Origin of the sequence: Dyadobacter sp. OTU695 (assembly GCF_038440355.1) — a bacterium.
Lineage (GTDB): Bacteria > Bacteroidota > Bacteroidia > Cytophagales > Spirosomataceae > Dyadobacter.
Map to the genome: position 1 here is coordinate 1,095,830 of NZ_JASATN010000001.1, position 24,746 is coordinate 1,120,575.

Annotated in this window: 13 protein-coding genes; 2 read left to right on the forward strand and 11 right to left on the reverse strand. The window is 52.8% G+C overall.

Annotation, left to right across the window (positions count from 1 at the left end):
• The gene (locus AAHB90_RS04510) at positions 1 to 1,503 is read right to left on the reverse strand and encodes an arylsulfatase (protein ID WP_342083715.1); all 1,503 of its coding nucleotides are present in this window, start codon (positions 1,501 to 1,503) and stop codon (positions 1 to 3) included.
• 118 nt (positions 1,504 to 1,621) lie between these two features.
• Here AAHB90_RS04510 and AAHB90_RS04515 point away from each other — a divergent pair, with 118 nt between their 5' ends.
• Positions 1,622 to 3,367 (forward strand): ABC transporter ATP-binding protein, encoded by a 1,746-nt coding sequence (locus tag AAHB90_RS04515; RefSeq protein WP_342083716.1) that lies wholly within the window; start codon positions 1,622 to 1,624, stop codon positions 3,365 to 3,367.
• A complete protein-coding gene (locus AAHB90_RS04520; RefSeq protein ID WP_342083717.1) occupies positions 3,351 to 5,108 on the forward strand; it encodes an ABC transporter ATP-binding protein in 1,758 nt (585 codons plus the stop codon). The genes AAHB90_RS04515 and AAHB90_RS04520 overlap by 17 nt, the downstream gene beginning before the upstream one ends.
• 139 nt (positions 5,109 to 5,247) lie before the next feature.
• Here AAHB90_RS04520 and AAHB90_RS04525 read toward each other — a convergent pair whose 3' ends face one another.
• From AAHB90_RS04525 to AAHB90_RS04570, 10 genes are all read right to left on the reverse strand, one after another.
• Positions 5,248 to 5,415 (reverse strand): hypothetical protein, encoded by a 168-nt coding sequence (locus tag AAHB90_RS04525; protein ID WP_342083718.1) that lies wholly within the window; start codon positions 5,413 to 5,415, stop codon positions 5,248 to 5,250.
• A 129-nt stretch (positions 5,416 to 5,544) separates the two neighbouring features.
• Complete coding sequence (locus tag AAHB90_RS04530) at positions 5,545 to 6,828, reverse strand: condensation domain-containing protein (RefSeq protein WP_342083719.1); 1,284 nt, start codon at positions 6,826 to 6,828, stop codon at positions 5,545 to 5,547.
• Position 6,829: 1 nt separating this feature from the next.
• Positions 6,830 to 8,110: a condensation domain-containing protein gene (locus AAHB90_RS04535; protein WP_342083720.1), complete on the reverse strand. Its 1,281-nt coding sequence runs from the start codon at positions 8,108 to 8,110 to the stop codon at positions 6,830 to 6,832.
• Entirely contained in the window at positions 8,107 to 9,462 is a 1,356-nt protein-coding gene (locus AAHB90_RS04540) for a condensation domain-containing protein (protein ID WP_342083721.1), read from the reverse strand. The genes AAHB90_RS04535 and AAHB90_RS04540 overlap by 4 nt, the downstream gene beginning before the upstream one ends.
• Before the next feature lie 3 nt (positions 9,463 to 9,465).
• Complete coding sequence (locus AAHB90_RS04545) at positions 9,466 to 10,668, reverse strand: glycosyltransferase (protein ID WP_342083722.1); 1,203 nt, start codon at positions 10,666 to 10,668, stop codon at positions 9,466 to 9,468.
• Positions 10,661 to 11,869: a glycosyltransferase gene (locus AAHB90_RS04550; protein ID WP_342083723.1), complete on the reverse strand. Its 1,209-nt coding sequence runs from the start codon at positions 11,867 to 11,869 to the stop codon at positions 10,661 to 10,663. The genes AAHB90_RS04545 and AAHB90_RS04550 overlap by 8 nt, the downstream gene beginning before the upstream one ends.
• Positions 11,870 to 12,670: an alpha/beta fold hydrolase gene (locus AAHB90_RS04555; protein WP_342083724.1), complete on the reverse strand. Its 801-nt coding sequence runs from the start codon at positions 12,668 to 12,670 to the stop codon at positions 11,870 to 11,872.
• Positions 12,661 to 12,960, reverse strand: a complete 300-nt coding sequence (locus AAHB90_RS04560; protein ID WP_342083725.1) for an acyl carrier protein — start codon at positions 12,958 to 12,960, stop codon at positions 12,661 to 12,663. The genes AAHB90_RS04555 and AAHB90_RS04560 overlap by 10 nt, the downstream gene beginning before the upstream one ends.
• Positions 12,948 to 17,258, reverse strand: a complete 4,311-nt coding sequence (locus tag AAHB90_RS04565) for a type I polyketide synthase (protein WP_342083726.1) — start codon at positions 17,256 to 17,258, stop codon at positions 12,948 to 12,950. The genes AAHB90_RS04560 and AAHB90_RS04565 overlap by 13 nt, the downstream gene beginning before the upstream one ends.
• 33 nt (positions 17,259 to 17,291) lie before the next feature.
• Complete coding sequence (locus AAHB90_RS04570) at positions 17,292 to 24,347, reverse strand: SDR family NAD(P)-dependent oxidoreductase (RefSeq protein ID WP_342083727.1); 7,056 nt, start codon at positions 24,345 to 24,347, stop codon at positions 17,292 to 17,294.
• Between the last annotated feature and the right edge of the window lie 399 nt (positions 24,348 to 24,746).

Sequence of the window (24,746 nt, forward strand, 5' to 3'; positions counted from 1 at the left end):
TTATTTGTTCCCCGCCGCAATCACCGGCAGTACAAACTGCCAGGCCGCATTAGCAGGCTCCTGATGTTCTTTTTTGACAATTTCATCCAGTTTCTTCAAAATATCAGGGTGCTTCTCGGCAAGGTCGGTGGTTTCGCTGCGGTCGCTTTTGAGGTTAAAGAGCTGCCACGGATTGCCGGGATTCTTACGGAGGTCGGTTTTTACACCCTTCCAGTCGCCCATGCGGATGGCGATCTGGCCGCCTTTTTCGGGGTATTCAAAATAGAGGTAAGGGTGTTTTTTCTGCCTGTTGGTTTGTCCTAATAGTTCGGGCAGAAAAGAAATGCCGTCGCTCGGAGGCGCAGGTTGCCCGGTCAGTTCCGCTAAGGTGGCCAGAAGATCGAATTGCGCGGAAATGTGGTCGGTTACCCGGCCTGCTTTGATCTTCCCGGGCCAGCGGGCAATGAACGGTTCGCGGATTCCTCCTTCGTAAACATCCATTTTCAAGCCGCGCAGCCCGGCCACGCTGTTGAAAAATTGCGCGTTCACGCCGCCATTAAAAGTGGCGCCATTATCGCTGCTGAACATCACGATGGTGTTCTCGTCCAATCCTGATTCTTTCAATTTATCCAAAATAATACCAACCTGATCGTCCAGAAACGTGATCATGGCCGCGTAGGTCGACAGGGGATATTTGGTGGAGGCGTAACCCTTTTCGCCATAGTAGGGCTTTTCGTCGAACAACCCGATGTACTTTTTGACGTATTCATCCGGCGCTTGCAGCGATACGTGGGGAAGGGAATAGGGCACGTACAGGAAAAATGGCTTTCCCTCGCTCCGTTCGATAAATGCCAATGCTTTTTCAGTCATTTTCGCCGGGGCAAACTCTTTGCCTTTGAAAGAACCGAAGTCGGCATCGGTGGCCGTGGCGGGGTCGATCTTGCGATGTACGTCCTGCCACGGCTGGGCAAGGGTGTCCCAGCGGTCGTTTTCCCACAAATGCGAGGGATATTGATTATGCGCCTGCTTCTGATCGAGGTAGCCGTAGTAGTAATCGAAACCTTGCCTGGTAGGCGTGCCTTCGGTGTTGTTCATGCCCATGCCCCATTTGCCGGTCAGTGCGGTAGCGTAGCCTTTTTGTTTCAGCAGTTCGGCCACGGTAAACTCGGCGGCGGGTAATGGCATTTGGCCGCGTTCTTCCTCGTCCCGGAACGTGCCGAGCTCGAAGTTACCGCGGATGGCCGAATGCCCCGCGTGCTTGCCCGTCATGAGCATAGCGCGCGCAGGTGCGCATACGGGCGTACCTGTGTAATGCTGCGTGAAGCGGATGCCTTCTCTGGCGAGGCGGTCGAGGTTGGGTGTTTTGATCTTCTGTTGTCCGTAGCAGCCGAGTTCTCCGTAGCCAAGGTCGTCGGCATAGATATAAACGATGTTTGGGAGCTGTTTCGCGGACGGTTTGGCAGTTTGGGCCATCGCGGCCTGGCTGACGAGTAATAAAAGTAGAAGCAGGTTCAATGGCCTCATTCCGGTGTGGGTTAGATTTAGTCGGGCCGGAATTTAACCAAAATTTAACCACGGTAACGGGCAGTGATTCAAAAATATACCTTGCTATATTTGTCGCCGTATTTAATACTAAACCCATATGTCTGAAAAAGCCAAACCCGGAACACCGAAGCAACCGGGCATATTCAGCTTACTGGCTCCATACAAGGGGTTGATCATACTGCTCCTGCTGTTCGCATTACTGAGCAACGGCATCAATCTCTGGCTGCCGAGGCTGGTGGCCGACGGCATCGATGATTATACCCGCCAGCATTTCGACCTGAACGCGATCCTTGTCGAGTTTACCGGCGCGGTGATCTTCATATTCGTGTTTGCATACCTGCAAAGCATTATTCAGACTTATGCCTCCGAAAAAGTGGCCCGAGATCTTCGGACAAGGTTATCGGACAAGATTTCAAAGCAAAGTCACGAGTTTATCGAACAAACTACCGCCGCAAAGCTGCTGACCAATCTCACTGCCGACATCGACTCGATCAAAATGTTTGTCTCCCAAGCCATTGTAGCGATCGTATCGTCGATATTCCTCATCATCGGCGCGAGCGTATTGTTGCTGAGTATCAACTGGAAACTGGCATTGACGGTCCTGGCGATCATTCCCATTATCGGAGGGATGTTTGCCTTTACTTTGAAGAAAGTCCGTGCATTGTTTGTACAAAGCCGCGAGGTGATCGACTGGCTCAACAAGATCATCAACGAGAGTATTCTGGGCTCGGCGTTGATACGGGTCGTCAACTCCCAGCAGCTGGAATATGCGAAATTCCTGGAAGCGAATACCAAAGCGAAAGGTTTCGGGCTTGCCATTCTGAGCCTTTTTGCCGGGCTTATTCCCGTGGTGACGTTTACGGCGAACGTTTCGATGCTGACGATCCTGGTGCTCGGCGGGCATTTCGTGATCGAGGGTGATATGACTCTGGGTAGTTTCGCGGCGTTCAACAGTTATCTGGGCATTCTTATTTTTCCAATTCTTGTCATTGGTTTTATGAGCAATGTGATCGCCCAGGCGACGGCTTCCTATCAGCGGATTTCTTCTGTTTTGAATGTGGCGGACCCCATCGAGCCCGGTGCTTCGACCGCTTTGTTGAACGGGAATGTCGCGTTGGAGCAGGTAACGGTTCGTTACGGCGAAAAGCCGGTATTGAAAGACATCAGCCTGTCGGTCAACGCAGGGTCACGCATTGCCGTGATCGGTCCGACGGCCGCCGGGAAAACGCAGTTGTTGTATCTTTTGACAGGACTCATTAAGCCGCAGGAGGGCAGCGTTACCTTCGACGGCCATCCGATCGACTATTACGAAAGTGAATCATTTCACCGTCAGGTAGGATTTGTTTTTCAGGATAGCATCATTTTCAATATGAGTATTCGTGAAAACATCGCGTTCAGCACGACGGTGACGGACGAATCTCTGCAAAAAGCCATTGACACGGCAGAGCTGACGGCATTCATCGAAACCTTACCCGACGGCCTTGATACCATTGTCTCCGAGCGCGGCGCGAGTCTCTCGGGCGGACAAAAGCAACGGATCATGCTGGCCCGGGCCTTGGCTGTCGACCCCAAAATACTGTTACTCGACGATTTTACGGCGAGGGTGGACGGTACTACCGAAAAAAAGATCCTGGCGAATGTGGAGCGGAACTACCCGGGCATTACATTGATTTCAGTGACGCAGAAAATCGCAGCTATCGAGCATTATGACCAGATCGTAGTGCTGATGGAAGGCGAGCTGATCGGCTGCGGCACACATGACGATCTGATGCTGACAAGCCCCGAGTATGTGCAGATTTTCAATTCGCAACAAAGCACCAGCAACTATGAACTACGATCTTAACAAACTATCGGAGCAGCAGCAGAAAACCTCCACGCTGAAGGCGCTCGGGAAGTTGCTGAAACTGATCTCTCACGAGCGGGGAAACCTGGCGCTCGCGCTGGGAGCGATTACGTTGAATACGACGGTCAACCTGGTGGGACCGTACCTGATCGGTCGGGCGATCGACCGGTACGTGGTGACGAAGCAGTTCCATGGATTGCTCATTTTCGGAGGCATTTTGCTGGCGATGTACCTGCTCGGACTGGTTACCGCCTACACCCAGACGAAGCTGATGGGCGGGGTGGGGCAGCGGCTGCTTTTTACGCTCAGAAATGCGATTTTCAACAAGTTGCAGCAGCTTCCGGTCGCGTTTTTTAACCAAAACAAAGCCGGTGACCTTATTTCCCGGGTTAACAACGACACCGACAAGCTGAACCAGTTCTTTTCGCAGTCCTTAATGCAGTTTGTTGGGAGTATCTTTACGATGCTCGGTGCGGGAATTTTTTTAATGGTTATTAATGTAAAACTAGGTTCGGCGGCATTGGCACCGGCCGTCGTGATCCTGATTTTTACGATCGTACTTTCGCCCTGGGTGAAAGCAACCAATGCCAGGAACCTCAAAAGTACCGGTGCGCTGAGCGCCGAGATCCAGGAAAGCCTGAACAATTTCAAAGTTGTGATCGCATTCAACCGCCGCGATTATTTCAGGCAACGTTTTCAGATGGCCAACCTGGAAAACTACCGCACGGCCATTCGCGCCGGCCTGGCCAACAATGTTTTCCTGCCGACCTATTCTTTGTTTTCCAATATCGCGCAGCTTGTTGTGCTCACCTACGGCATTCATCTGATCAGCCTGGGCGAGTTCACCGTTGGATTGCTGGTGAGTTACCTGGCCTATGCGACTAATTTTTACAATCCCTTGCGGCAGCTGGCAGCGTTATGGGCCAGTTTTCAGGTGGCAATGGCCGGGTGGGACCGTGTTTCGCAGATCCTCGCATTGGAAACCGACCTGCTGCCGCTAGCGGAAACTGCCGTTGAAACCGACGGCGCATTGCTGGAATTCCGGGGCGTTCGTTTCGGTTACGACAGTCGTGAAATCCTGCATCAGGTCAATTTTAAGCTCGAACGCGGCAAAACTTACGCATTGATCGGTCCGACGGGCGGAGGAAAAACCACCACGGCATCGCTCATCGCGCGCCTGTACGACCCGCGCGAAGGCACGGTACTGCTCGACGGCCGCGACATCCGCACCTATACACCTGAGGAGCGGAGCCGGAAGATCGGCTTCATTTTGCAGGAACCTTTCCTCTTTTCCGGGACTATTCGCGAGAATATCCTCTATGGCAACGACCAGTTGAAAGAGTATTCCAACGACAGGCTGGAACAAGTGATCCGAAGCGCCAATCTGGGTGAAATACTCGCATTGTTTGAAGACGGGTTGGAAACAAAAGTTTCGGCCACCGGGGATAGCACGAGTCTGGGCCAGAAACAGCTCATCGCATTCATGCGCGCCGTCTTGCGGAGCCCCGAGCTGCTGATTCTCGACGAAGCAACCGCTAATATCGATACGGTCACAGAAAAGCTCCTCGGCGACATTCTGAAACAGCTTCCCGATTCCACAACCCAAGTCATCATCGCCCACCGCCTCAACACCATCGAAAACGCCGACGAAATATTCTTTGTCAACTCGGGTGAAGTGAACCGCGCAGGCTCGCTGGACGATGCAATGGGTATGTTGCTGAAGGGGAATCGGGCCAGCTAGGAATTTTCAATTTTACTGATGTGCTGAATGAGTGGCATAAGGTCACAACGAAAACCAACTCCAACATCCGTTTGGGTTGGATTGAATTCGATGACATCGTGTTGTGAAAAATCTATCCCTGAGAATTTGGGATAGGGCATTAGTTCTGCGGGTTTGATTTTTGTTTCCTGATCCGCTCGCTGATCCTGTGAATGGTGGCCCAGGCTTGTTCATTGGCAAGATAACCGCCTGTTTTGATTGCTTCTGACAATGCTTCTGCTTCACGTCCCACGACCGGTTTGGAAATGGTATCGCCTGAGTATTTCATTTTGTGTGATGTTTAAATGAATGAATTTCAGCGAGCGGTTATCTGCCTGGGTAATTAGAATCAGAGCCGCATTGGAACGTAAGTATCAACAAAATTACAAATTAACCTGGATAATGAAAGAGAGATATTTCATGCCTGTTGCGTAGCGGTGGTAAGCGTATTTTCGCAAAGCACCCACATCGCCTCGCGGCATATCTTTTCGGCGTCGATCATGGGCAGGAAACTTTCGTGGGAGCAGAAGGAGAAATCCATTTTGCCGGCGAAGGTACTTACTACCAGGGTGTTCGGGTTGCGCCAGGGGAACCCTACGGAGGGGCTATGGATCGCCCGCACACGAAAGTTGTTATAGCTCACAGGAATGTCCAGAACGCCCATGTTGGAAATGGTAATGTCGTGGCTGCCTTTTGTGGAGCGCATATGCCTGAGCAGCGCATTTGTGGAGCTGTGGAAATATTCGGTAATGAATATCATTTCCGCTGCATTGACGCTCTCGGCCTTTTCAACAAGCAACTGCTTCATGCGACGGCTTTCCTGCCAGAAGTCATTTTGCGCGTCTTTCCGGCTTAGCGAAAGCTCTACGATAGGGGCGAAGGCAAACAAATGGTCCCGGCCAATGTCTGGCAGGTAGCGCCGGATGTCGACGGGACTGATGACCTTGTTTCGCGAGGCCTTTCCCATGACCGACTGGTGTGCAAGCAGCGACGCTGTGCACAATGCCGCCTGGACTGTCGTTTTCTCAGCCTTGCATTTTTTGACCACATTGGCCGTCGTTTCTTCGTCGAGGGAATCCGTGAGCAGATAATAATCCCCTTCGCGTGGCGCAGGTTTAGGGTTCAGAACGGCGAAAAGGCCTTTTGCCAGGGACGAAAACAGCTTGCCTTTCCAATGGATTATCCTACTTTCACGGATGGAGGCCGGAACCAGTGAATCGACTGATTGAAAACCTTCATAGGGTTCCAGGACCTTATCGGGGTTGTCGAGCAGAAGTAGTAGCTCACGCATAAGCGTTACGAAACCGGAACCGTCGCACACGCAATGCGGGCATACAAGCAGCAAATCGGACACCGTTTCGGATCTGAGCCATACTAACCGCGCCGCGGGCTCTCTCGTCATATCAAATTGCCGTTCCCATTCCGCCAGACTTATTTCTTCCCATTGAACGTCAGATGTCCGCTCGATAATGTCGAGCCGGATAGGCGAAATGTTCGGATTGGTAATGAATGAGGGGACATTTGTCGTCGTTCGTTCGACATTTACGCGCAGCAGAGGATGCCGGTTTTGAATTTTTGCAAGCGCATTAGTGATCTGCGGACCGGACAGATTTCCTTCGACAGTTGCCACAAAAACGCAATTGACGGGCGCAAGTCCATCGGCGTACATAATGCGCTCTCCGACAATCATTTGTCTGTTCATTTCAATCCTGGATAGTAACGGGTTTAGTCTCTAATAAATGCTTTCTCAGCAAGGCCATGGCAGTGCTGGTAATGCGTTCGCCATCTTGCTTGGTGATATATTGTTCTTCGGAGTGAAATGCGAAATCCATGCGGCCGCCGAATGTCGACACCGATACTTTCGAGGGATTGCCCATCGGGAATCTTGAAAACGGGCTGTATACTTCACGAACCCTGATAGATCCGTAGGTTTCGTTTAAAGGAACGCGGCCGATGTTGGCGAATGCAAAATCGTGAACACCTTTCCCGGCTTTGGCATATTTGATGGCCTGAGGGTACAACGGTACCAGGTATTCGCTTAGAAAGAGGAGCTTTGGCGCATTTGTTTTGGCCAGCTGTTTGTACAAACTTTCCTTTATTGCGATAGTCTGCGCGCGAAAACTGGTGTTATCCTTCGGTGTTTTCAATCCGACCATCGATGGAAACGCAAACAGGTGATCTTTCTCTATTTCGGTAAAAAACCTGCGCATGTCCACGGACGAAAACATTTTTCCGCTCGTAGGTACATTGCGCGCGCGCTCGAACGCACGCATGAAGACAAGGATCAAGGCGGCGTTCAGGTTGATGTCCCTTTCCTTACAGGTTGACAGCAATGCCGCCGTTTCAAATTCACTGAGCTTCCAGCGGATTGTGTAAAACCGGTCTTTCCGAACTGCCTTCATTCCGCTTACGCACCAGAGGAAAATGCGGGTAATGCCGGCGATGGACCTGGCGGCGAGTCGGTTGAGCAGGTTCCGCCGCATTTCGGCGGGTACAAGTGCTTCCGGGTAAAATGCGGGGTAAGGGTGCAGTATGGTATCGGGATTGGCGAGGCATTCGAGCAGTTCCCGCATGAGGCTCATGATGGAAGTGGCGTCGCCGATGCAATGGTGGCAAACCATCAGCAGCTCGGAAACCTGTTCTGAGCGTACACATACAAGCCTCGCCAGTGGGGTATTGTTTTGGTTAAAAGGCGTGCCCCATTCGGTTTCGGCTTCCGTTAGCCAGTCTTCGTCCGAATGCCTTGCAGTAATGCGGTATGGAATGGGTTCGATCGATTCCTGTGTGACGTACAAAGGAAGGCCGTCTGCCCTGGTTTCTACGGTTACACGCAGGAAAGGATGTTTTTGCTGTATTTTCTGCAATGCATACCTTACGTCATCCTCTTCAAAATACCCTTCGACTTGTACCGGAAACACGACATTCACGGGCGTATCCGCGCCCGCGTACATGGAGGCTTCCAGAAAACCCATCCTTCTTTTCATAGGCGCACGGAATCTGGCATGATGACGGTTTCAAAGAGGATTTCCATGGCTTTTTCGCGGATCTGCATGGCCGTCGTCGGGGGCATAAACGCCTGGTTTGAGACGAATGAGAAATCCATCTGTCCATTAAAGGTGGTGGTAATGATGGTATTTGGGTTCGCGAACGGGCCTATTACCGTCGGACTGTAAACCGTGCCGACTGTAAAATTCCGGTATTGGACGGGAATATCGAGTTTACCCATGTTGGAGAACATGAAATCGTTGCCCACTTTGGCATAGGTCAAAAAGCGGCGTAGCATATGAACCGAGCGATGCGAAGCCTCCATGATCATGGTAAATTCATAGGGATTCAGTTTGTTCATCTGTTTGGAAACGTGTGCCTGCAATGTTTGGGCTTTTTCCCAAAAATGGGTCCCGACGGATTTTCCGAGACTGATATTGAGGGCTAATCCGTATGAAAAGAGCATATCCCGCTTCACCTCGGGCATGTAACGGCGGATATCCACCGGGCAGGTAGCCTTGCCATGCGCCCCGGCGCCATTTATCGCTTTAAAAGCTTCCATTAACGCTAATCCGATGGCCGTGTTGACCGTAACACCTTCCTGTTTGCATTGCGCAAAAAGTGCTTTCGATTGTTCCGCCCCCAGCTTCCAGTTGATCAGGTAATCCCCCTTACGCGCGTCTCCCTGACGCGGGTCGCCGGAGCGCCGACCGATGCTCCGGCGACCGTCCTGAGGTGGTAGTGGTTTGTTTTTGGTTGAAATAAATAATGAACCCAGCGACAACCCGGCGTGTACCAGTGCGGCTGAAAATTTTGCTTTGAAGCGGTTGCGGCGGTTATGCAATATTTCGGCAGGGATCAGGTCGCTGATGCTTTGAAACGCCGGTGCTTTACCGATTTCAGCCTGGGGATCATCGAGTAATGCTAAAAGGTCGTTAAGCAATGCCACGCCCGAACCGCCGTCGCACATACAGTGGTGGAAGGCCATGATGAGGTCGGAAACATCGGTCGAGCGAATCCAGGTGATACGCAGCAACGGGCCATTTTGTATGTCAAAGGAAGTCCCCAACTCGTGGACCGTTTCGTTGTTCCAATCGTCGTCACCCTCCCGTTCGACGATCCTGAGCGGAATCTCCGGCCGGGAAAGCGGTGTATAAAAATAGGGTATACCAGTGGCACCGATCCCAATGGCCGTCCGGAGCATCGCATACTTTTCCTGCAAGCGGGCAAGCGCGGTACGAAGTTGGGCATGGTTAAGCTGACCGTTGATTTTCAATGCATAAACCCCGTGAAATGGCTCGCTGCCATCGCCAAAAAGCACCCTTTCGAGGAAAAGCAGGTTTCGTTTCATCGGCTACGCATTTTCGGTTATACGATTTGTAAGCGCGAAATCTTCGAGTAACGCCACCGCCCTCGCATTGCCGCCGGCCGCGTTGAAAGTGTCGCGGATATGTCGGGCAGCATTTCGGTATTTCGGGTTTTCGAGCAGTTCCCGCATGGCATTCTTAACATCGGCCACGCGGAGGCGTTTGTACCTTACCTTAATACCGCAACCTGCATTTTCGATCAATGCCGCGGTGTGGAAATGGTCATAGGCAATAGGGGTGATGAGCATCGGCAGGCCGTTCATAAACGTGTCGTTCACGGTATTGAAACCGCCGTGGCAAATCACCGCATCCATTTTAGGAATAATATCGGCCTGGGGCACAAACCCCTGGACAATGAAATTCTCCGGCCATTCATCGATCACCGACGGGTCGGTAGCGGCCACGATCGTGACAGGCTCATTGCCGAATGCTTCGATGAGTTTCAGGAAAAATTCTTTTCTGATATCGACCAGCAATGTGCCCAGCGACACAAATATTTTGGGCGTAGTGGCTTTTTCAAGTCTGTCCCAATCAAAAGGCGTCTCGTTCGGGCGACCTTTAACGGGGCCTACAAACTTCATATGCGGATCGGGTTCGGTAAATCCGGCAAACTCCCTGGACGTGAATACGATATTCATCTGATGAGAATGGATCACAAAGTCGTCGGTGTAAATACCTAGCTCGTGTTGCAGGCCTTTGATCAGGTTCTGCTGCCATTCAAAGATTTTGGGTGCCGAATTGGCCGTATCGCCCATTACGTCCGGTGGCACAGGCGTGGTGGTAACACACGGAATGCCTTTGAGGTAAGCCACCAACGCGCCGGCGAAGGTAATGCAGTCGTTCACGATGATGTCCGGCTGGAAATCGTCGGCAACACGTGATACGCCGGGCACCATGATCCTTGCGAAAGGAATGTAAGTTTCTTCCAATGCGAGTTTCATTACCTCGGGTCCGGAAAGGGAAGGGCCATCGTCCTGTCGTTTCAGGATGCGTTCGATCTCCTCCTGATACGGTGCGAGTTCGGCTTCGGGCAGGATATAGCGCCCGCCCTCAGGGATATGCTTGTCCGCGAGAGGGATAAGGCCCGTCCAGGCTACTTCGTGACCATGGGCAAGCAAACTAGCGCCCACACTCAGGGTAGGGCTGATATGCCCGAAAAACGGAGGTACTACAAATAGAAATTTAGCCATTCTGGAAGACATTCTGGAAGACTTTGACTGGTATCTGATCGAGCCACTGTGCTGCGGTGCGGGTACCGCCGGCCTGCGCGAACGAGCCCTGGATACGCTCGGCCGCGAGCCGGTAAGACGGATCGTTTAATGTATCGTTGACCGCGTTTTTAAGGTGCGGTGCTTTAAACCGGTTGAAATTGAGCCTTACGCCGCACCCGTTCGCCACCACGCGCCCGGCTACGTGCGACTGGTCATAGGCGATCGGGATCACCACCAGCGGTAACCCATTTGACAGGGCTTCCGAAACGGTATTGTGGCCCGCATGGCACACTACGCCGTCCAGCTGTGGCAGTAGTTCAAGCTGCGGCACGCGTTGTTGTACCAAAAAATTGGAAGGCCAGGATTCGAACAAAGCCTCGTCGGAAACCACAATCACAAATATTTTCTCGCCGCCGAATGCTTCGGTCACTTTCGAAAAGAAATCTTTTTTGAACTGATGATCGAAGGTGGTACCAATGGAAATCAGGATTTTGGGAACAGTTTGGCTGTTTAATTTTTCCCAGTCAAAAGGAATGTCGGCAATGCGATTGCTGATCACAGGCCCGGGAAAGCGGTAGTGTTCCGGCAGTTCCATTTCCCCGAAAAATTCGCGTGAGGTAAAAACGAGCGTGAGCAAATCCGAGGTAGCAAGCGATTTTTGACCTTCAATACCCAGTTCCTGTTGCAGCCCAATGATCTGATTTACTTCCCATTCATGGATTTTGGGCAAATCTTCCATCATTTTCACGGCCGCCGGGGCGGTTACTGAGGTAGCGTAGGGAATATCGAGCAAATGTGCGGCCATACCGCCCGCAAAAACCTGGTGGTCGTTGATAACGACCTCGGGCTGCCAGCTTTGCAGCAGCTGCATGATGCCGTCGAACATATAGCGGTTCAGTGGCACGAGCACTTCCTCGTACAGGAACTTGATGCTCTCGATGCCATAGACGTTCTTTTTGGTAATGATATCGAGGTATTCGGCATTGGCCTGCTTTTCGGAATCGTCCTGGTCGTAGCGGATCACCAGCAACTGGCCGCCGGAGGGCAGCTTTGCCTGCAACTGCTCGTCGAGGCTGATCCACGCTACCTCATGGCCCATCGCAAGAAGCTCCGCGCCGACACTGAGCGTCGGATTAATGTGGCCGGTTAGCGGCGGTACGATAAATGCGTATCTGGCCATTTAATGGTGCATCAATAAATCGGTTTGATAAAGGTTGAGGTCCTTCAGGAAGAACTTCGCAAGCTCGGTACCAATTACCTCCGGCTGCTGGACGGGCACATTGTGGTCACCCGGGGCAAGCAGCAGCGTCGCGTTTTTTATCCTCGAAGCCAGCGTCCGGCCAGAGGGTACACAATTGGATTCTTCACCATAGATCAGCAGCGTTTCATGCGAAATCTCCGCTACTGCCGGGTCATTAAAAAAGCCTTTTTCACCCTCCATATCCGACCGGATGGAAGTTTCATTAAACAAAAACTCGTACATCTGGTGGTTCTTCTCCAACTGTCTTTTTCCTGCAAGTAAACGGGTCGTGTCGGCAAAGTTTTCGATGTAATGGATCAGAAATTCCTTGCTGTAAGTATCGATGATCGTCAGCGTTTCCTGCTCACTCGGGTCGGGGCCTTCGATGATCGCCAGCTTGCCTACGCGCTCGGGAAAGCGGGTTGCCATTTTGAGTGCCACCAGTCCGCCGTAACTGTAACCAGCCAAATGCGCCTTTTCAATACCGAGCTCGTCCATCAGATCGCGCACGTCGTTGGTCATCGAGGTGAGGTCGTAGCCGGTTTGCACTTTTTCGCTCATGCCGTGACCTTTCATATCGAAGAGCACCACGCGGAAATGCTTCGCGAGCATGGGTGCGATGTTGAAATAGTATACGGCCAGGTTGCTGAACATGCCGTGGATCATGACGATGGTCTCCCGGCCTTCGGGGTTCAGTTCCTGTACGTGCAGGCGGACATTCGGCAGATTGATTATTGGCATTCCTGAATGTAATTGACGATGTTTTCAAGTTTCAGCTGGATGATCTCGTCGAGGTCCATGTTGGACAGCCAGCCGGTGAAATCGATGTTGGAACCAAAGTGGTTTTTGACTTTTTCCGAAAAAGCGACAATCTCGATGCTGTCCATTTCAAGGTCTTTGGTGAATGAGCTGGCAGGCGAAATATCCATTTCCTCCACAAATTCCTCGCCGATCACCTCGCTAATGAACTGGTTGAGTGTTTCAAAAATCTCCTCCTTGCTCAGCTTGTTTTCTTGTATCAGTTGGTCCATCCGATGATGTAATTAAAATGTTTGATAGTATTGATCCATGTATCCTGAATGCGCAGTGCATCTCCATTAATCTCCTCGATCTGATAGGCCTTCGGATTACCCATCAGCCCTTTGCCGAGCATCTTGCCGAATGCTTCCTTCGCTACCCAGCAGCGCGTCATCCAGTCATCCTGGTCGCGGCCTTCGAGCAGTTTCATTTCGGAAGGCGTGAAGACGATCTCGGTAAAGCCTGTGCTCCGGGGCTGAATTTCCTCGATATCGATCCCTACCGGACCTTTTTCACTGGCTATGGCAACGGCTTCCAGGTTCTTGTGTGCCAGCGAGATGTGGATTCCGTCCGTCATCGGGCCATCCGGAAAGGGCTTACCCACTTCATCCGACCTTATTTCGAATTCGATCGGGAAGTAAGCCTCCCTGCGTGCCCGCAGCAGGAGCATACGGGTGGCGTCCTTGGCTGCTACCCGGCTGATCATCCATTCCTTCTTTTTAGTAGGCATTAACCCCCGCTGGTGCCGTTTTTCGGGTTGATTGAAATATCTTTTTAGAATAAAATCCCAGGAAACGACGCGTTGGTAGGCATTGCGGAAAAGAAACACCCCCGGCGCCACTTCTTCAGACAGTACATTCTCCAACGGGGCCATGGACACATTCCAGAGCTTATCGTCTATTTCCAGACGGCGGTTTTGCCAGCCACGGATGATCGACCATACCTTGCCGTCGCGTCTGAGGATAAAATCCGCGGTAGCGAATTCGTCGTTGAGCTCGGTGAGACGGCAGGTGCATTCGAAAATGCCCGCCTGATCTTCCATATTGCCGTAAAACTCTACCTCGTTGATTTTTACCGGGAATGCAATGCGGTCTTTGGTTAATGTGAGTTGGAGCCAGAGGCCGAAAAGCTGGCCTGCATTATCGAGTAGCGAGCCCTTCCCCGTGCCACCTGCAATGAGTCCGGTAATCCCGTTTTTGGAAACACTTATTACTTTCCGGATACCCTGGTAAGCAGGCCCATGGAACATATTTTCGCGGTAAATCTGCTCGGGCGTGATGGTGATACCGAGCGGTTCACCGATATCGTAGCCATTCACCTCGGGTATACCCTTTGTTTCAGAAAGCTGTACTTCCGCATTGGCATATCTGTCCAGGTCCAGGTAAACGTGATTTGGACTTTTCCATTCACCGGTAACGGTTTCGCGAAACGGTTCCACCACATTCATCCATTGGAATACCTTAATACCCATGATCTTCTGCACGCGCAGTTCCGGCGCCTGCTCGCGGGCGATATCGCCGAAAACCTCGAAGATCATCGTCATCGGGATCACCGGGTCCATGTCCTCCACGCAATGCCAGCCCGGCTTTTGTTTGAGAAGCGAGTGGTCGATGAGCCACGGACTGTTTTGTAATGATATATCGAGCTGTTTTTTGAAAGGCAATCGCTGAACGGGCGACTTCATGGCTGTCGGTGGTGCAGCAGGCAGGGCAATGGGTACGGCAGTGGCCCTGTTGCGGAACAGGCCCGCTAGTTCCGACTGCACGTAGGCGATCTCGTCGAGGTTCGCCGACAATGCTTTCATGAGTGGATGCGCCACATCATCCAACGCGAGTTCTTTTTTTGGTTGATGCAATGCGATTTTCTTCAATGAATCCAGCTGCGTTACAAATGGCGAGCCGAGTTCGAGCTTCATCGGTTTGCGCTGGGCGGTCTTTTGCGATTCGATACCCATGAAAGCGAGGTCGATGCTTTTACCTTCCACAAACAATGCGGCCATTACCCGCTGCAATTGCTGTACACCGCCGCGGATCGGCACATTCGATGCGATGGCGCTGTATGGTTTGCCTTTTAGCGTATCGTCCACAAAACCAACGAGCCCACCTGAGCCCACCTGCACGAACATCCGCACATTCTCTGCGTACAGCTTTTCGGTGAGCTCACGGAAGCGTACTGGTTTTACAAGATGTTCGATACTCAGCGAGCGGATTTCATCGAATGATTCAGGGTAAATGTCCAGCGTGGTGGCCGACCAAAGCGGAATGGCTGTTGGCTGAAATTCCATCGTTTCGAGCCCGTCCAGGATCCGGTCCAGCTTGTCCTTGACGAAGGGCGAGTGGAAGCCGGACTGGAAGGGTAGCTGCTGATGGAAGATCTGATGGGTGCGTAAAATGGCCGAAAAATCCTCGACTGCCTCGATGGTACCGCAGAGAATGACCTGCTGCGGACAGTTGTCGATGGACAGGTAAATATCCTGCTTGCCTTCCAGCCATGGTTTGAGTTGATCGTACCCGCAGCCTACGGCGAGGAATTTCGTGTTTTTTACCTCAAAAAGCTCGGGGTTTAGCCGGGTAAGGAGTTGCAGCACAGACGCTTCGGAAGCCAATCCCGACGAGCGTCCTGCAAGCCATTCTCCCAAGCTGTGCCCGGCATTCATGTCCGGTTTAACGCCCAGTTTTTTGATGGCGGAGTCGAGTATCCTGCTCTTTTCGAGCAGTTTCATAGCGGTATTGAAGACCGATTGCTCGTCGCTGGTTTCACTGGCTTCATAGCGGGGCAGCTGGAAATAGTCGGCTACGCTGTCGGTTTCTCCGCCTGCCAGGCCGTCGAGACCGGGAAAGAGGAAAGCCGTTTTGCCACCGTTTGTCAGCAAAGGTTCATGTGTATACCAAATGTCCTGCTTGTTTCGCCAGATATTGTTTTTGGTAACTATTTTAATGGCCCTGGCAATGCGCTCGGGTGTGGGTTCGAAGATCGCGAGGCGATAGTTGCCCGCACCGGTTTCCTTTTCACCGGTTTCCAATGCAGTAAGCAGCGCCTCGTGCGTGGGGCGTGCGAGAAGTAAAACTTCGTCACGCAAAGGGACATTTGTGCTGATTTTAGATGCATTAACTGCATTGGTTCGCGGACTTTTGTCCCAGCCTTCCAGCACGACGTGTGCATTGATCCCGCCAAACCCGAAGGCATTCACGCCCGCGTAACGCGGCAAACCTGACTGTCGCCAGTCGGTAAGCTGTTTTACGGGTTCAAAACGCGTATCGGTCAATGCTTCCACGGGCTCTTCACAATGCAGGGTAGGAGGTAGCTGGCCGTGATACAATGCCAGCACCGTTTTAATGATCCCCGCGATACCCGCAGCGGGCATAGCGTGCCCGATCATCGATTTGACGGATCCGATACCGGCCTTGGTGCCACTTTGCCCGAAAACGGCCGCAAGTGTTTCCAGTTCAGTCTTGTCACCGAGCGGTGTGCCGGTTCCGTGTGCTTCCAGGTAGCCGATCTGGTCTGTGCTGATACCCGCCATTTCCCATGCCTGGCGGATCGCCTTCACCTGCCCGTGCACGGTGGGGCTCATCACGCTGGCACCCGCGCCGTCGCTCGATACGCCCACGCCCTGGACGACAGCATAAATACGGTCGCCACTGGCGATAGCGTCGGAAAGCCTTTTTAATACAACAAACCCACAACCCTCGCCGATGAGCAGCCCGTCGGCGCGCTGGTCGAAGGGCCTGATCTGCTGGTTTCTGGACAATGCGCCCAACTGGTGGAATATGCTCCAGAACGGTGCATTCTGGCAGGCGTGTACGCCGCCCGCGATCATCATATCGGCCCGGCCGGAGTTTAGTTCTTGCACCGCGTGATCGATTGCGAGCAGTGAACTCGCGCAGGCCGCATCCAGCGTGTAAGCGGTACCGCCCAGGTCCAGCCGGTTTGCTACCAGGGAAGCAGTGAGGTTGGGGATCAATCCCATGGCGGTATCCGCAGAGAAACGTCCCTTTTTCTGCTGGAATTCATTTTTTACCTTTTCAAGGTCTTCGCTTTTGAGGTCGGGCAGGATGCTCTGCAGCACTTCCACGATCTGTTGCCCTGTGCGCACGATCTCGATCGCACGGGTAGCGCCCGGACCTGTGTAGTTGCCTTTGCCTATGATAATGCCTGTTTTGGCAAAATTGGCGCCATTGCTGAACGCGTGGGCATCTACCAATGCTTTGTGCGCCAGGCTAAGCGCAAGCAGCTGTTCCGGCTCGGTACCTTCCACGGCCAGCGGCAAAATGCCAAACTGGATCGGGTCGAATTCGGCATAATTGTCTATAAAACCACCGCGGCGGCAGTAAAACCGGTCCACAGCGGACGCTGTTACCACCTGGGCGTTCGCATTTTCTTCAAAGAAAAGGCTTCCCATCCGGCTTTCCGGCACGGTTTCGATGGCGTCCACACCGTTACGGATATTTTCCCAGAAGGCGTTGAGGTCGCCTGCCCCGGGGAAGATACCCGACATACCGATAATGGCTATATCTGCATTTCTTTTCATGATGGTCACAAGTTGTTCAATGCGTAGCGCTTGCTATTCGGCCATGATCAGTACCTGGCTTTCGGTGCCGTATTTCAGTTCATTGACAAATGTTTCCATGCCGTCGCCGAGGGGGATCAGCGGGATCCCGCGGCGTTCGTATTCCCTTTCGAGTGAAGGCGATACCATGCCGGTACCTTTCCACGGACCCCAGTTAATGGCCGTTACCTTGCCCTTGATTTTCTTTTGGAGTTCCCGCGCATATTTGTCGAGCACGCTGTTGGCGGCGGCATAATCGGTTTGCCCGCGGCTACCGTAAACGGAGGCAACGCTCGAAAACAGGGTCACAAATTGTACGTCATCCCTCAAATGCTCGGCCAAAACGCGCAACGGTGTTACTTTGGTCGACATAACGCGCTCAAACGATTCCGGTGTTTTCTGATGGAACAGCTTGTCTTCCAGCAAGCCCGCCCCGTGGATCACCCCATCGATGCGGCCGTATTGATCGTACAAACCTTCTACCATCGCAATCAGCGCTTTTTCGTCACGCAGGTCGAGCGAGTAGTACGTTACCGTCGAACCATTCGCTTCCAGTGCCGAAATGGTACCGAGGATCTGGTTCGCCTTGTGGACTTCTTCCGTCTTTTTCTCGATCTCTGCCGGGGTTTTAAATGCTCCCGAGGAAATGATGCGCTTGCGGATTTCCTCCTTGTTTTTTATGCCCGCAAACGACTGGTCGGGCTGTGTGCGCGGGTCGGCGGAACGTCCTACGAGCACATAATTGCAGGGATAATCTTTCGAGAAACGTACGGTTAGCTCGGCAGTAATGCCTTGCGCGCCTCCCAGTGCGAGTATGACCGATTTTCTGTCCAGGTGAATGTCCGGAGCGGCGCCGGTGACGATTTCGGAGGGGATCAGCTCCACAGTCTGGCGCTGATTACCTTCATAAACCACCTCGCAGGGCTCATCGGTATGCAGGATTTCGTTCAAAGTGATATCCGCAATTTTATCCGCCGAAAGCTGGGAGGTAATGCTCACCAGCCGGCATTTGGTTTGGTCATATTCCTTGTCAAGGCTTTTCAAAAGACCCGCGTAGCCCTGGAAATGCCGTAGCAGCTTTACGTCGGTATTCTTGTCGAGCACGCTCTGCGTGTCCGAAATGGTGTAAATCCATCTTACCTTGCCGAAATCCAGTTTTTTGATCAGCGAGAACGATTCGATGATCGTCGGTTTCAGACGGGAAGTGAAAATATTGAGAATGATCAGTCCATCGAAGCCTTGCAGGGATTCTTCCGTTGAAATAATGCTCACATCCGCACCATTCCGTTCAAAAAGGGCCTTAATAGACTTGGCCACATCGCCGGCATCGTCGGTTACTGCGAAACGCTTACCTTTCAATGCCGCGGGGTTCGGGGCCGGGATCAGGGAAGGCGTCAAGCCGAACCGCAGGCGTGAAAGCTTTTCGTTCAATACCGGCTTCGGGACGGACGTTACATTCAGGCTTTCTGCTTTTTGAATGGAGTCCTGTGCGCCTGATAACGCTTCCGAAAGCCAGTCGATCAATCCGTTCAGGGTTTTGATGGACGCCAGCTTTTCAACCAGCTCTTCGCCTCGTTCCTGGTAGATCCGGATCAGGCCGTCGATATTGTTTTTCAGCTCGCCGATGATCTCCATGCGCTTGATAGAGTCGATGCTGAGGTCGGCTTCCAGATCCATATCCATACCCAGCATTTCCTGCGGGTAGCCGGTTTTGGCACTCACCGCTTCCAGCAGCACCGATTTAATGCGGCTTTCGGGCCATTCTTCGATAACTCCGTCCTGTGTTACGGATAGTTTGCTCAATGGCACATTCTCGGTAGCGGCAGTGGCTGCTGCCGCCTGCTGCTGATGTTCGGTAATCCAGTTAATGAGTAAATTCAGTGTTTTGATAGCTGCCAGCTGTTCGATCACCGCCTCTTCACTTTGCTGCCCGGCGTCGAAGCCGCCCAGTTGCTTGCGTAGCTCGCCGATGATCTCCATCCGTTTGATGGAATCGATGCTCAGATCGGCTTCCAGGTCCATGTCCATGCCCAGCATTTCTTGCGGATAGCCCGTTTTATCACTAATCACCTGCATGACCAGCGCTTTCACATCTACAACAGTCCTGGTCGGTGCCGTATAAGCTGCAACCGGCTGGGCTTCCTGCAAGGCATTTCCGATGACGATTGGAACAGGTACCGGTGCATGGCCAGCCAGCCCGCCCAGGGCAGGTTCGTAACCTTCGACAGGTCTGGAAGGCGACTGTCCAAGGTAACCCAGCACCACATCTCGCTGTGCCTGAATGAGGTATTTTACGCTGTTGAGGTACTCATGAACCACCCGCTCAGCTTCGGTTCCCGCCGTAGCGACGGTCGCCGGCTGCTGGAATGCGGCCAGTTTCAACGGTGTGGTTACCGGCAATGCCCCGTGTTCCGGTAATTTGCCGTGCAACGGAAGTGCCATTTGGCCGTCTACGAGCCAGGTAGTGACGCTCTTGCGGTATTGTTCCGGTTTGTCGAGGTCGAGCACGCGGGCGTCGCGATCTTCGAATAGTTTGTTAAAATCAATATTTCTGCCCGTGGCGACATAGCCAGCCAGGGTGTGCAGTAACTGTACAATTCCCGGCTGGTCTTTGTCTTCGGTGTGGAGGCAGATTTCTTCTTTTCCTAAAATCGATTTGGTAAGGCCCGTAAGCACTTTGCCCGGTCCTACTTCCACAAAAATGCGGGCGCCGTCCTCATACATTTGCGCCACTTCTTCCGAGAAACGCACTGGTCTCACCAGGTGATCCGACAGGCGTTCCTTGATCGCTTCCGGAGAAACAGGGTACGGGGCAGCCGTGGTGTTTGACCAGACGGTTAACGCAGGCTCGTTGAACTGAACGTCACGCAAAACCTCCGAATAAAGCCCTTTCGAGCCGGCAAGAAGCGGGCTGTGGAACGCGCAGGCGACTTCCAGCTGGCGGAAAGATATTTTCATAGCCGTCAGTTTCGCAGTCAGCTCGGCGATGGCCGGCGTGGTACCTGCCAGCACCCATTGACGCGGCGAGTTGTGGTTTACCGGGTAAATATGGTTGATCTCCGACACAATGCGGGTCAGTTCGTCTTCCGGGCAGTTCACGGCCACCATGGCTCCTTTGTCGTCGCCGATCGCGTCGAGAATGGATTTCGCCCGTTTTTCGCTGAGCGGAACGAGTTGGTTTGCTTCAAAAACCCCAGCAAAACACAAGGCAGGTAGCTCGCCGTAGCTATGGCCGGCTACCATATCAGGTTGTATGCCAAAGTCTTTCAGCAGTTCTGCCATCGCCAGGTCGACTATCCCTAGCAGCGGTTGTGCAAGGCGTGTATCTTTGATTTTCTCCTTCTGAATGCGGGCGGATTGTTCGTCGAAAACGGCATCCGGGAAGATAATCTGCTGGTAGGCAGGATGTTTCTTCAATAACTTCCGCATGGCGGGGAATGCCACGAACAGATCGCGCGCCATATCTACACGCTGGCTGCCCTGGCCGGGGAACATGAACGCTACTTTGCCGGTAAGGTTTTGGGTGTAATAAATCCCCTTCGCTGCCGTACCGGTTAGCGTTTGCGTTTCCCGGGCGCCCGCCACCAGGTTCAGTTTGGCACGGGCATCGTCATGATTTTCAGCTACAATGCAAAGCTGCACCGGCTGGCTGCTATATAGATTGAGGCTATTAGCTACATCCCGCAATGTAACCGATTCATTTTCAAGAATATTATGAGCGTTTTTTACGAGCTTCAACGCTTCCGCCAGTGTTTCTCCCCGAAACACAAGCATTTCAGCCGGCCAGACCTTCACGGATTTGCGCGGGTTTCCGGCAGAAGCGCTTTCGATCACGGCATGGAAGTTCGTTCCGCCGAAACCGAATGCGCTGATGCCCGCAACCCTGCGATTGTCCGTCCAAAGCGCTGGTTTGGTCTGGAATGCGAACGGGCTGGTTGCCGGATTATAGTAAGTGTTTGGCGTTTTCAGGTGAATGGTCGGCGGCTTGATACCGTGGTACACCGCTAAGGCAGCTTTGATAAGGCCCGCAAGCCCCGCTGCACATTTGGTGTGGCCGATCTGCGTTTTCACAGAGCCCAGATGTGTCTGGCTGTTCAATGCGCCGGAAGCCAGCATCATTTCGGTCAATGCGCTGAGTTCGGTTTTGTCTCCAACCACCGTGCCTGTGCCATGCGCTTCCACAAGGCCCAGTTCGGCCGGGGAGATACCAGCCTGATCGTAAGCGCGTTCCAACGCTTTTACCTGACCCGATTTACGCGGGGCGGTGAGGCCGAGGCTTTTGCCGTCGCTGGAACCGCCTACACCCTTGATGACCGCGTAAATGGTATCGCCATCGCGCAATGCGTCTTTTTCGCGTTTCAGCACCACCATTGCCACCCCTTCACCCAATGCGATACCGTCCGCATCCGCGTCGAAAGTGGCGCAGCGGCCCTTGCGGGAGAGTGCGTGGGTGCTGGAAAACATCAGGTAGTCGTTGATACCGTTATGCAGGTCGGCACCGCCGGCGAGGACCATTTCGGAGCGGCCCAGCACGAGTTCCTGGCAAGCCAGGTCGATCGCCGCCAGGGACGAAGCGCAGGCTGCATCCACGGTGTAGTTACGGCCGCCCAGGTTCAGGCGGTTGGTAATGCGGCCGGAGATCACGTTCGCGAGCACGCCCGGGAACGAATCCTCGGTCAGTTTGGGTAGCGCGTCGTCGAGTTCTTTGGGGATTTCTCCGAAAAATTGCGTGTATAGCGAGCGGAATCCATAATTATTGGCCAGGTCGTTGCCGCCCTCTGCGCCGATGATCACCGACACGTTTTCACGGTTGACATCCTGGCCGTACCCTGCATTTTCAAGGGCTTGCCGGGCCACGAGCAGGCTCAGCAATTGGGTAGGGTCGATGGCGGCCAGCGATTGCGGTGGAATGCCGAATTCCAGGGGATCGAAATCTATTTTTGGGATGAAACCACCCCATTTCGAATGCGATTTGCTGCCGTCCGAAACGGTAGGGTTGTAATAAAGCTCCTTGTTCCAGCGGGCGTCAGGTACCTCGGTAACCCAATCGGTGCCGGCCAGAATATTGGCCCAGAATTCCTCGATATTGCGGGAACCGGGATAGATACAAGCCATTCCCACAATGGCGACGTTCAATGCCTTCTTCTTTCTTCTCGGCGCTTTCGGCAGGTTTGCCTGGCCGATGTATGTGTAATTGCCGGTTGCCACGTCTTCGTGCAACTCGTTCATGGTCATGATTTTGTCGAGCATCGAGGCTGCCTGGCCAATCATATACATGCCGCGGGACATCTGCTCTTCTTCTCCGATTTTCACCAGGTTATCGGCCTGTCTTTCAATCCCTTTGGCAGCGATGCGTAACCGGCCGACGTTGAGCTTTTCGAGCTCCGCCCAAATCTCTTTTTTGTCCAGGCCAGCCTGTTCCATTCTTTCTTTTTCCGCATTAAAATCAGCGGTGAAAGGCGATTCCAGGCAACGCGTTTCGTGGCCGGGAGCGGTTTCGAGCAGCACAGTTTCGGTATGCTCCAAAGCCTGTGCCTGGAACCCCGGCAAAATGGCGCCGGTGGCGACGGCTTCCTGCGTGTACAGGTAAGCAGTACCCATCAAAACACCGACTTTGATGCCTCGCGCGGCCAATGGAGCCGTCATCACGGAGATCATTGCAGCCGAAAATGCATCGTGAATCCCCCCGGCGAAGAACACTTCCAGTTGATCGGTCTGTTCTTCCTGCAAAAGTCGGTTGATCTGTTTTTCCCAAAGTACAAAACTAGAAAGCGGTCCTACGTGGCCGCCGCATTCACGGCCTTCGAAAATAAACCTCCTGGCACCTTCTTTCAGGAACATATCGAGCAATGGGGCCGATGGAACGTGCAGGAATGTCTTGATACCCAGCTTTTCCAGTGGTTTCGCCTGGGAAGGGCGCCCACCTGCGATGAGCACCACCGGCGGCTTCTCTTCGGTAATGTAAGCAAGCTGTTCCTCGCGGAGCTCCGGGTCTGCAAAACCGAGGATCCCGACGCCCCACGGTTTATCGCCCGCCAGTCCACGCGTTTCGCGGATCAGATTTCGTGCTTTTTCGCCTTTCAGGAGTGATAATGCCACAAAAGGTAGCGCTCCGGCATTGGCGACGGCCGCAGCAAATGCCGGCACATCGCTGACGCGTGTCATAGGACCTTGGGCAATGGGGTAGTGTGTGCCGAGTGCCTGTGCCAGCGGATTGTGGGCTGCCAGTGGGTTGAGATGTTTGGCCTGTCGCAAATGGCCATTCATGGCCTCTTTAAATGCAAAAACGAGCCGGGGGATCTTCTTGTATTGTTTAACAAGGTCGGTACCGATGGCGATGTCCTGTCCCATCGGGATATAACCCTGGTCGAGGTCGAGCGTGTGCAGGTAGGGATGCAGGTCGTCGCGGGCGGGTTGTGCAGGCAATGCCGGCGAGTTGGGCCGCACGAGTACCCGAAAACTGTCGAACACGCGGGTTTCATTGCCGCTTAGCTTTTCGCAGATGGTTTTAAGTGAAGCTGGTGCCGAGCATTCGGGAAAATGGAGGAGCTGACTGTCGAGAACGACGCCGCGGCCGCCGAGAGCGGTCACCGCAGCTGCATTATGGACACCAATCCCGCCTTGTACCCAGACCGGGATATCGCTAACCTCCCTTATTATACGTTGAAACAGGATAAAGGAAGAATCGTTGCTCACCAGGCCGGCTCCTTCATTGCCCTTTACGATAATGCCCGTCGCGCCGGATGCTTTCGCATGCCGCGCTTCGGCCACGCTGCGTACCTGGCTGATGATTTGTATGGAATGGGTAGGTTTAGGAAATGTCAGACCATATGGTAGGATTACTAGGATTACTTGTTCAGGCAGAGAGATATTCAGAGGTGAATTTTCGGAGTAGCATACACCAAAGGGCTTTTTGCTTTTGGCGACCATTTTCCCCAATGCATTCGTAGCGATTTGTTGATCCCGCCCGAGGTGGATTACGGGGAAAGCGCCTGCCTCCGAAAGCGCTAATGCCAGCGCTACATCCGGCCGCTCCATCGGGCTAACACCGATTATTTCCAGGTTTTTCATAACGTAGTATTTTTAGTAAATCTCTATTAATCAGCTCTGTTTGAGGATTGTGGCTGGCAGGGTCAGGAGAATTACGGATGGTTTCAACTGATATCGTCCGGTTCATGTCGAAATATACGTAATTTATAATACGAGAAATTACTTCTAATGTTAAATTGAATTTTTACTACAAAGAATAGCCACATGTGTGGTACTTATTCGTGAAATAATTTCATCATTTCGACTATGCTGAATAGCAGAACGATGTAGCCAAAAAATAACCGCCACCCCGGAAGCGGAATGGCGGCAGATTTTTGGTATTTGTCGTACGTTTTTGTGGTCTCAGTATGCCAGTTTCAGCCCGGTCATGTAGAGATCGTAGCCTCCCTTGCCACCGGGACGGTTGGAAGAGAAGATCAT

What these genes read in the sequence shown, in the direction of transcription:
- AAHB90_RS04540 (WP_342083721.1), bottom strand. Translation starts at nt 9,462, where the DNA reads ATGAAACGAAACCTGCTTTTCCTCGAAAGGGTGCTTTTTGGCGATGGC.
- AAHB90_RS04530 (WP_342083719.1), bottom strand. Translation starts at nt 6,828, where the DNA reads ATGAACAGACAAATGATTGTCGGAGAGCGCATTATGTACGCCGATGGA.
- AAHB90_RS04525 (WP_342083718.1), bottom strand. Translation starts at nt 5,415, where the DNA reads ATGAAATACTCAGGCGATACCATTTCCAAACCGGTCGTGGGACGTGAA.
- AAHB90_RS04535 (WP_342083720.1), bottom strand. Translation starts at nt 8,110, where the DNA reads ATGAAAAGAAGGATGGGTTTTCTGGAAGCCTCCATGTACGCGGGCGCG.
- AAHB90_RS04520 (WP_342083717.1), top strand. Translation starts at nt 3,351, where the DNA reads ATGAACTACGATCTTAACAAACTATCGGAGCAGCAGCAGAAAACCTCC.
- AAHB90_RS04555 (WP_342083724.1), bottom strand. Translation starts at nt 12,670, where the DNA reads ATGCCAATAATCAATCTGCCGAATGTCCGCCTGCACGTACAGGAACTG.
- AAHB90_RS04560 (WP_342083725.1), bottom strand. Translation starts at nt 12,960, where the DNA reads ATGGACCAACTGATACAAGAAAACAAGCTGAGCAAGGAGGAGATTTTT.
- AAHB90_RS04565 (WP_342083726.1), bottom strand. Translation starts at nt 17,258, where the DNA reads ATGAAAAGAAATGCAGATATAGCCATTATCGGTATGTCGGGTATCTTC.
- AAHB90_RS04550 (WP_342083723.1), bottom strand. Translation starts at nt 11,869, where the DNA reads ATGGCCAGATACGCATTTATCGTACCGCCGCTAACCGGCCACATTAAT.
- AAHB90_RS04515 (WP_342083716.1), top strand. Translation starts at nt 1,622, where the DNA reads ATGTCTGAAAAAGCCAAACCCGGAACACCGAAGCAACCGGGCATATTC.
- AAHB90_RS04510 (WP_342083715.1), bottom strand. Translation starts at nt 1,503, where the DNA reads ATGAGGCCATTGAACCTGCTTCTACTTTTATTACTCGTCAGCCAGGCC.
- AAHB90_RS04545 (WP_342083722.1), bottom strand. Translation starts at nt 10,668, where the DNA reads ATGGCTAAATTTCTATTTGTAGTACCTCCGTTTTTCGGGCATATCAGC.
- AAHB90_RS04570 (WP_342083727.1), bottom strand. Translation starts at nt 24,347, where the DNA reads ATGAAAAACCTGGAAATAATCGGTGTTAGCCCGATGGAGCGGCCGGAT.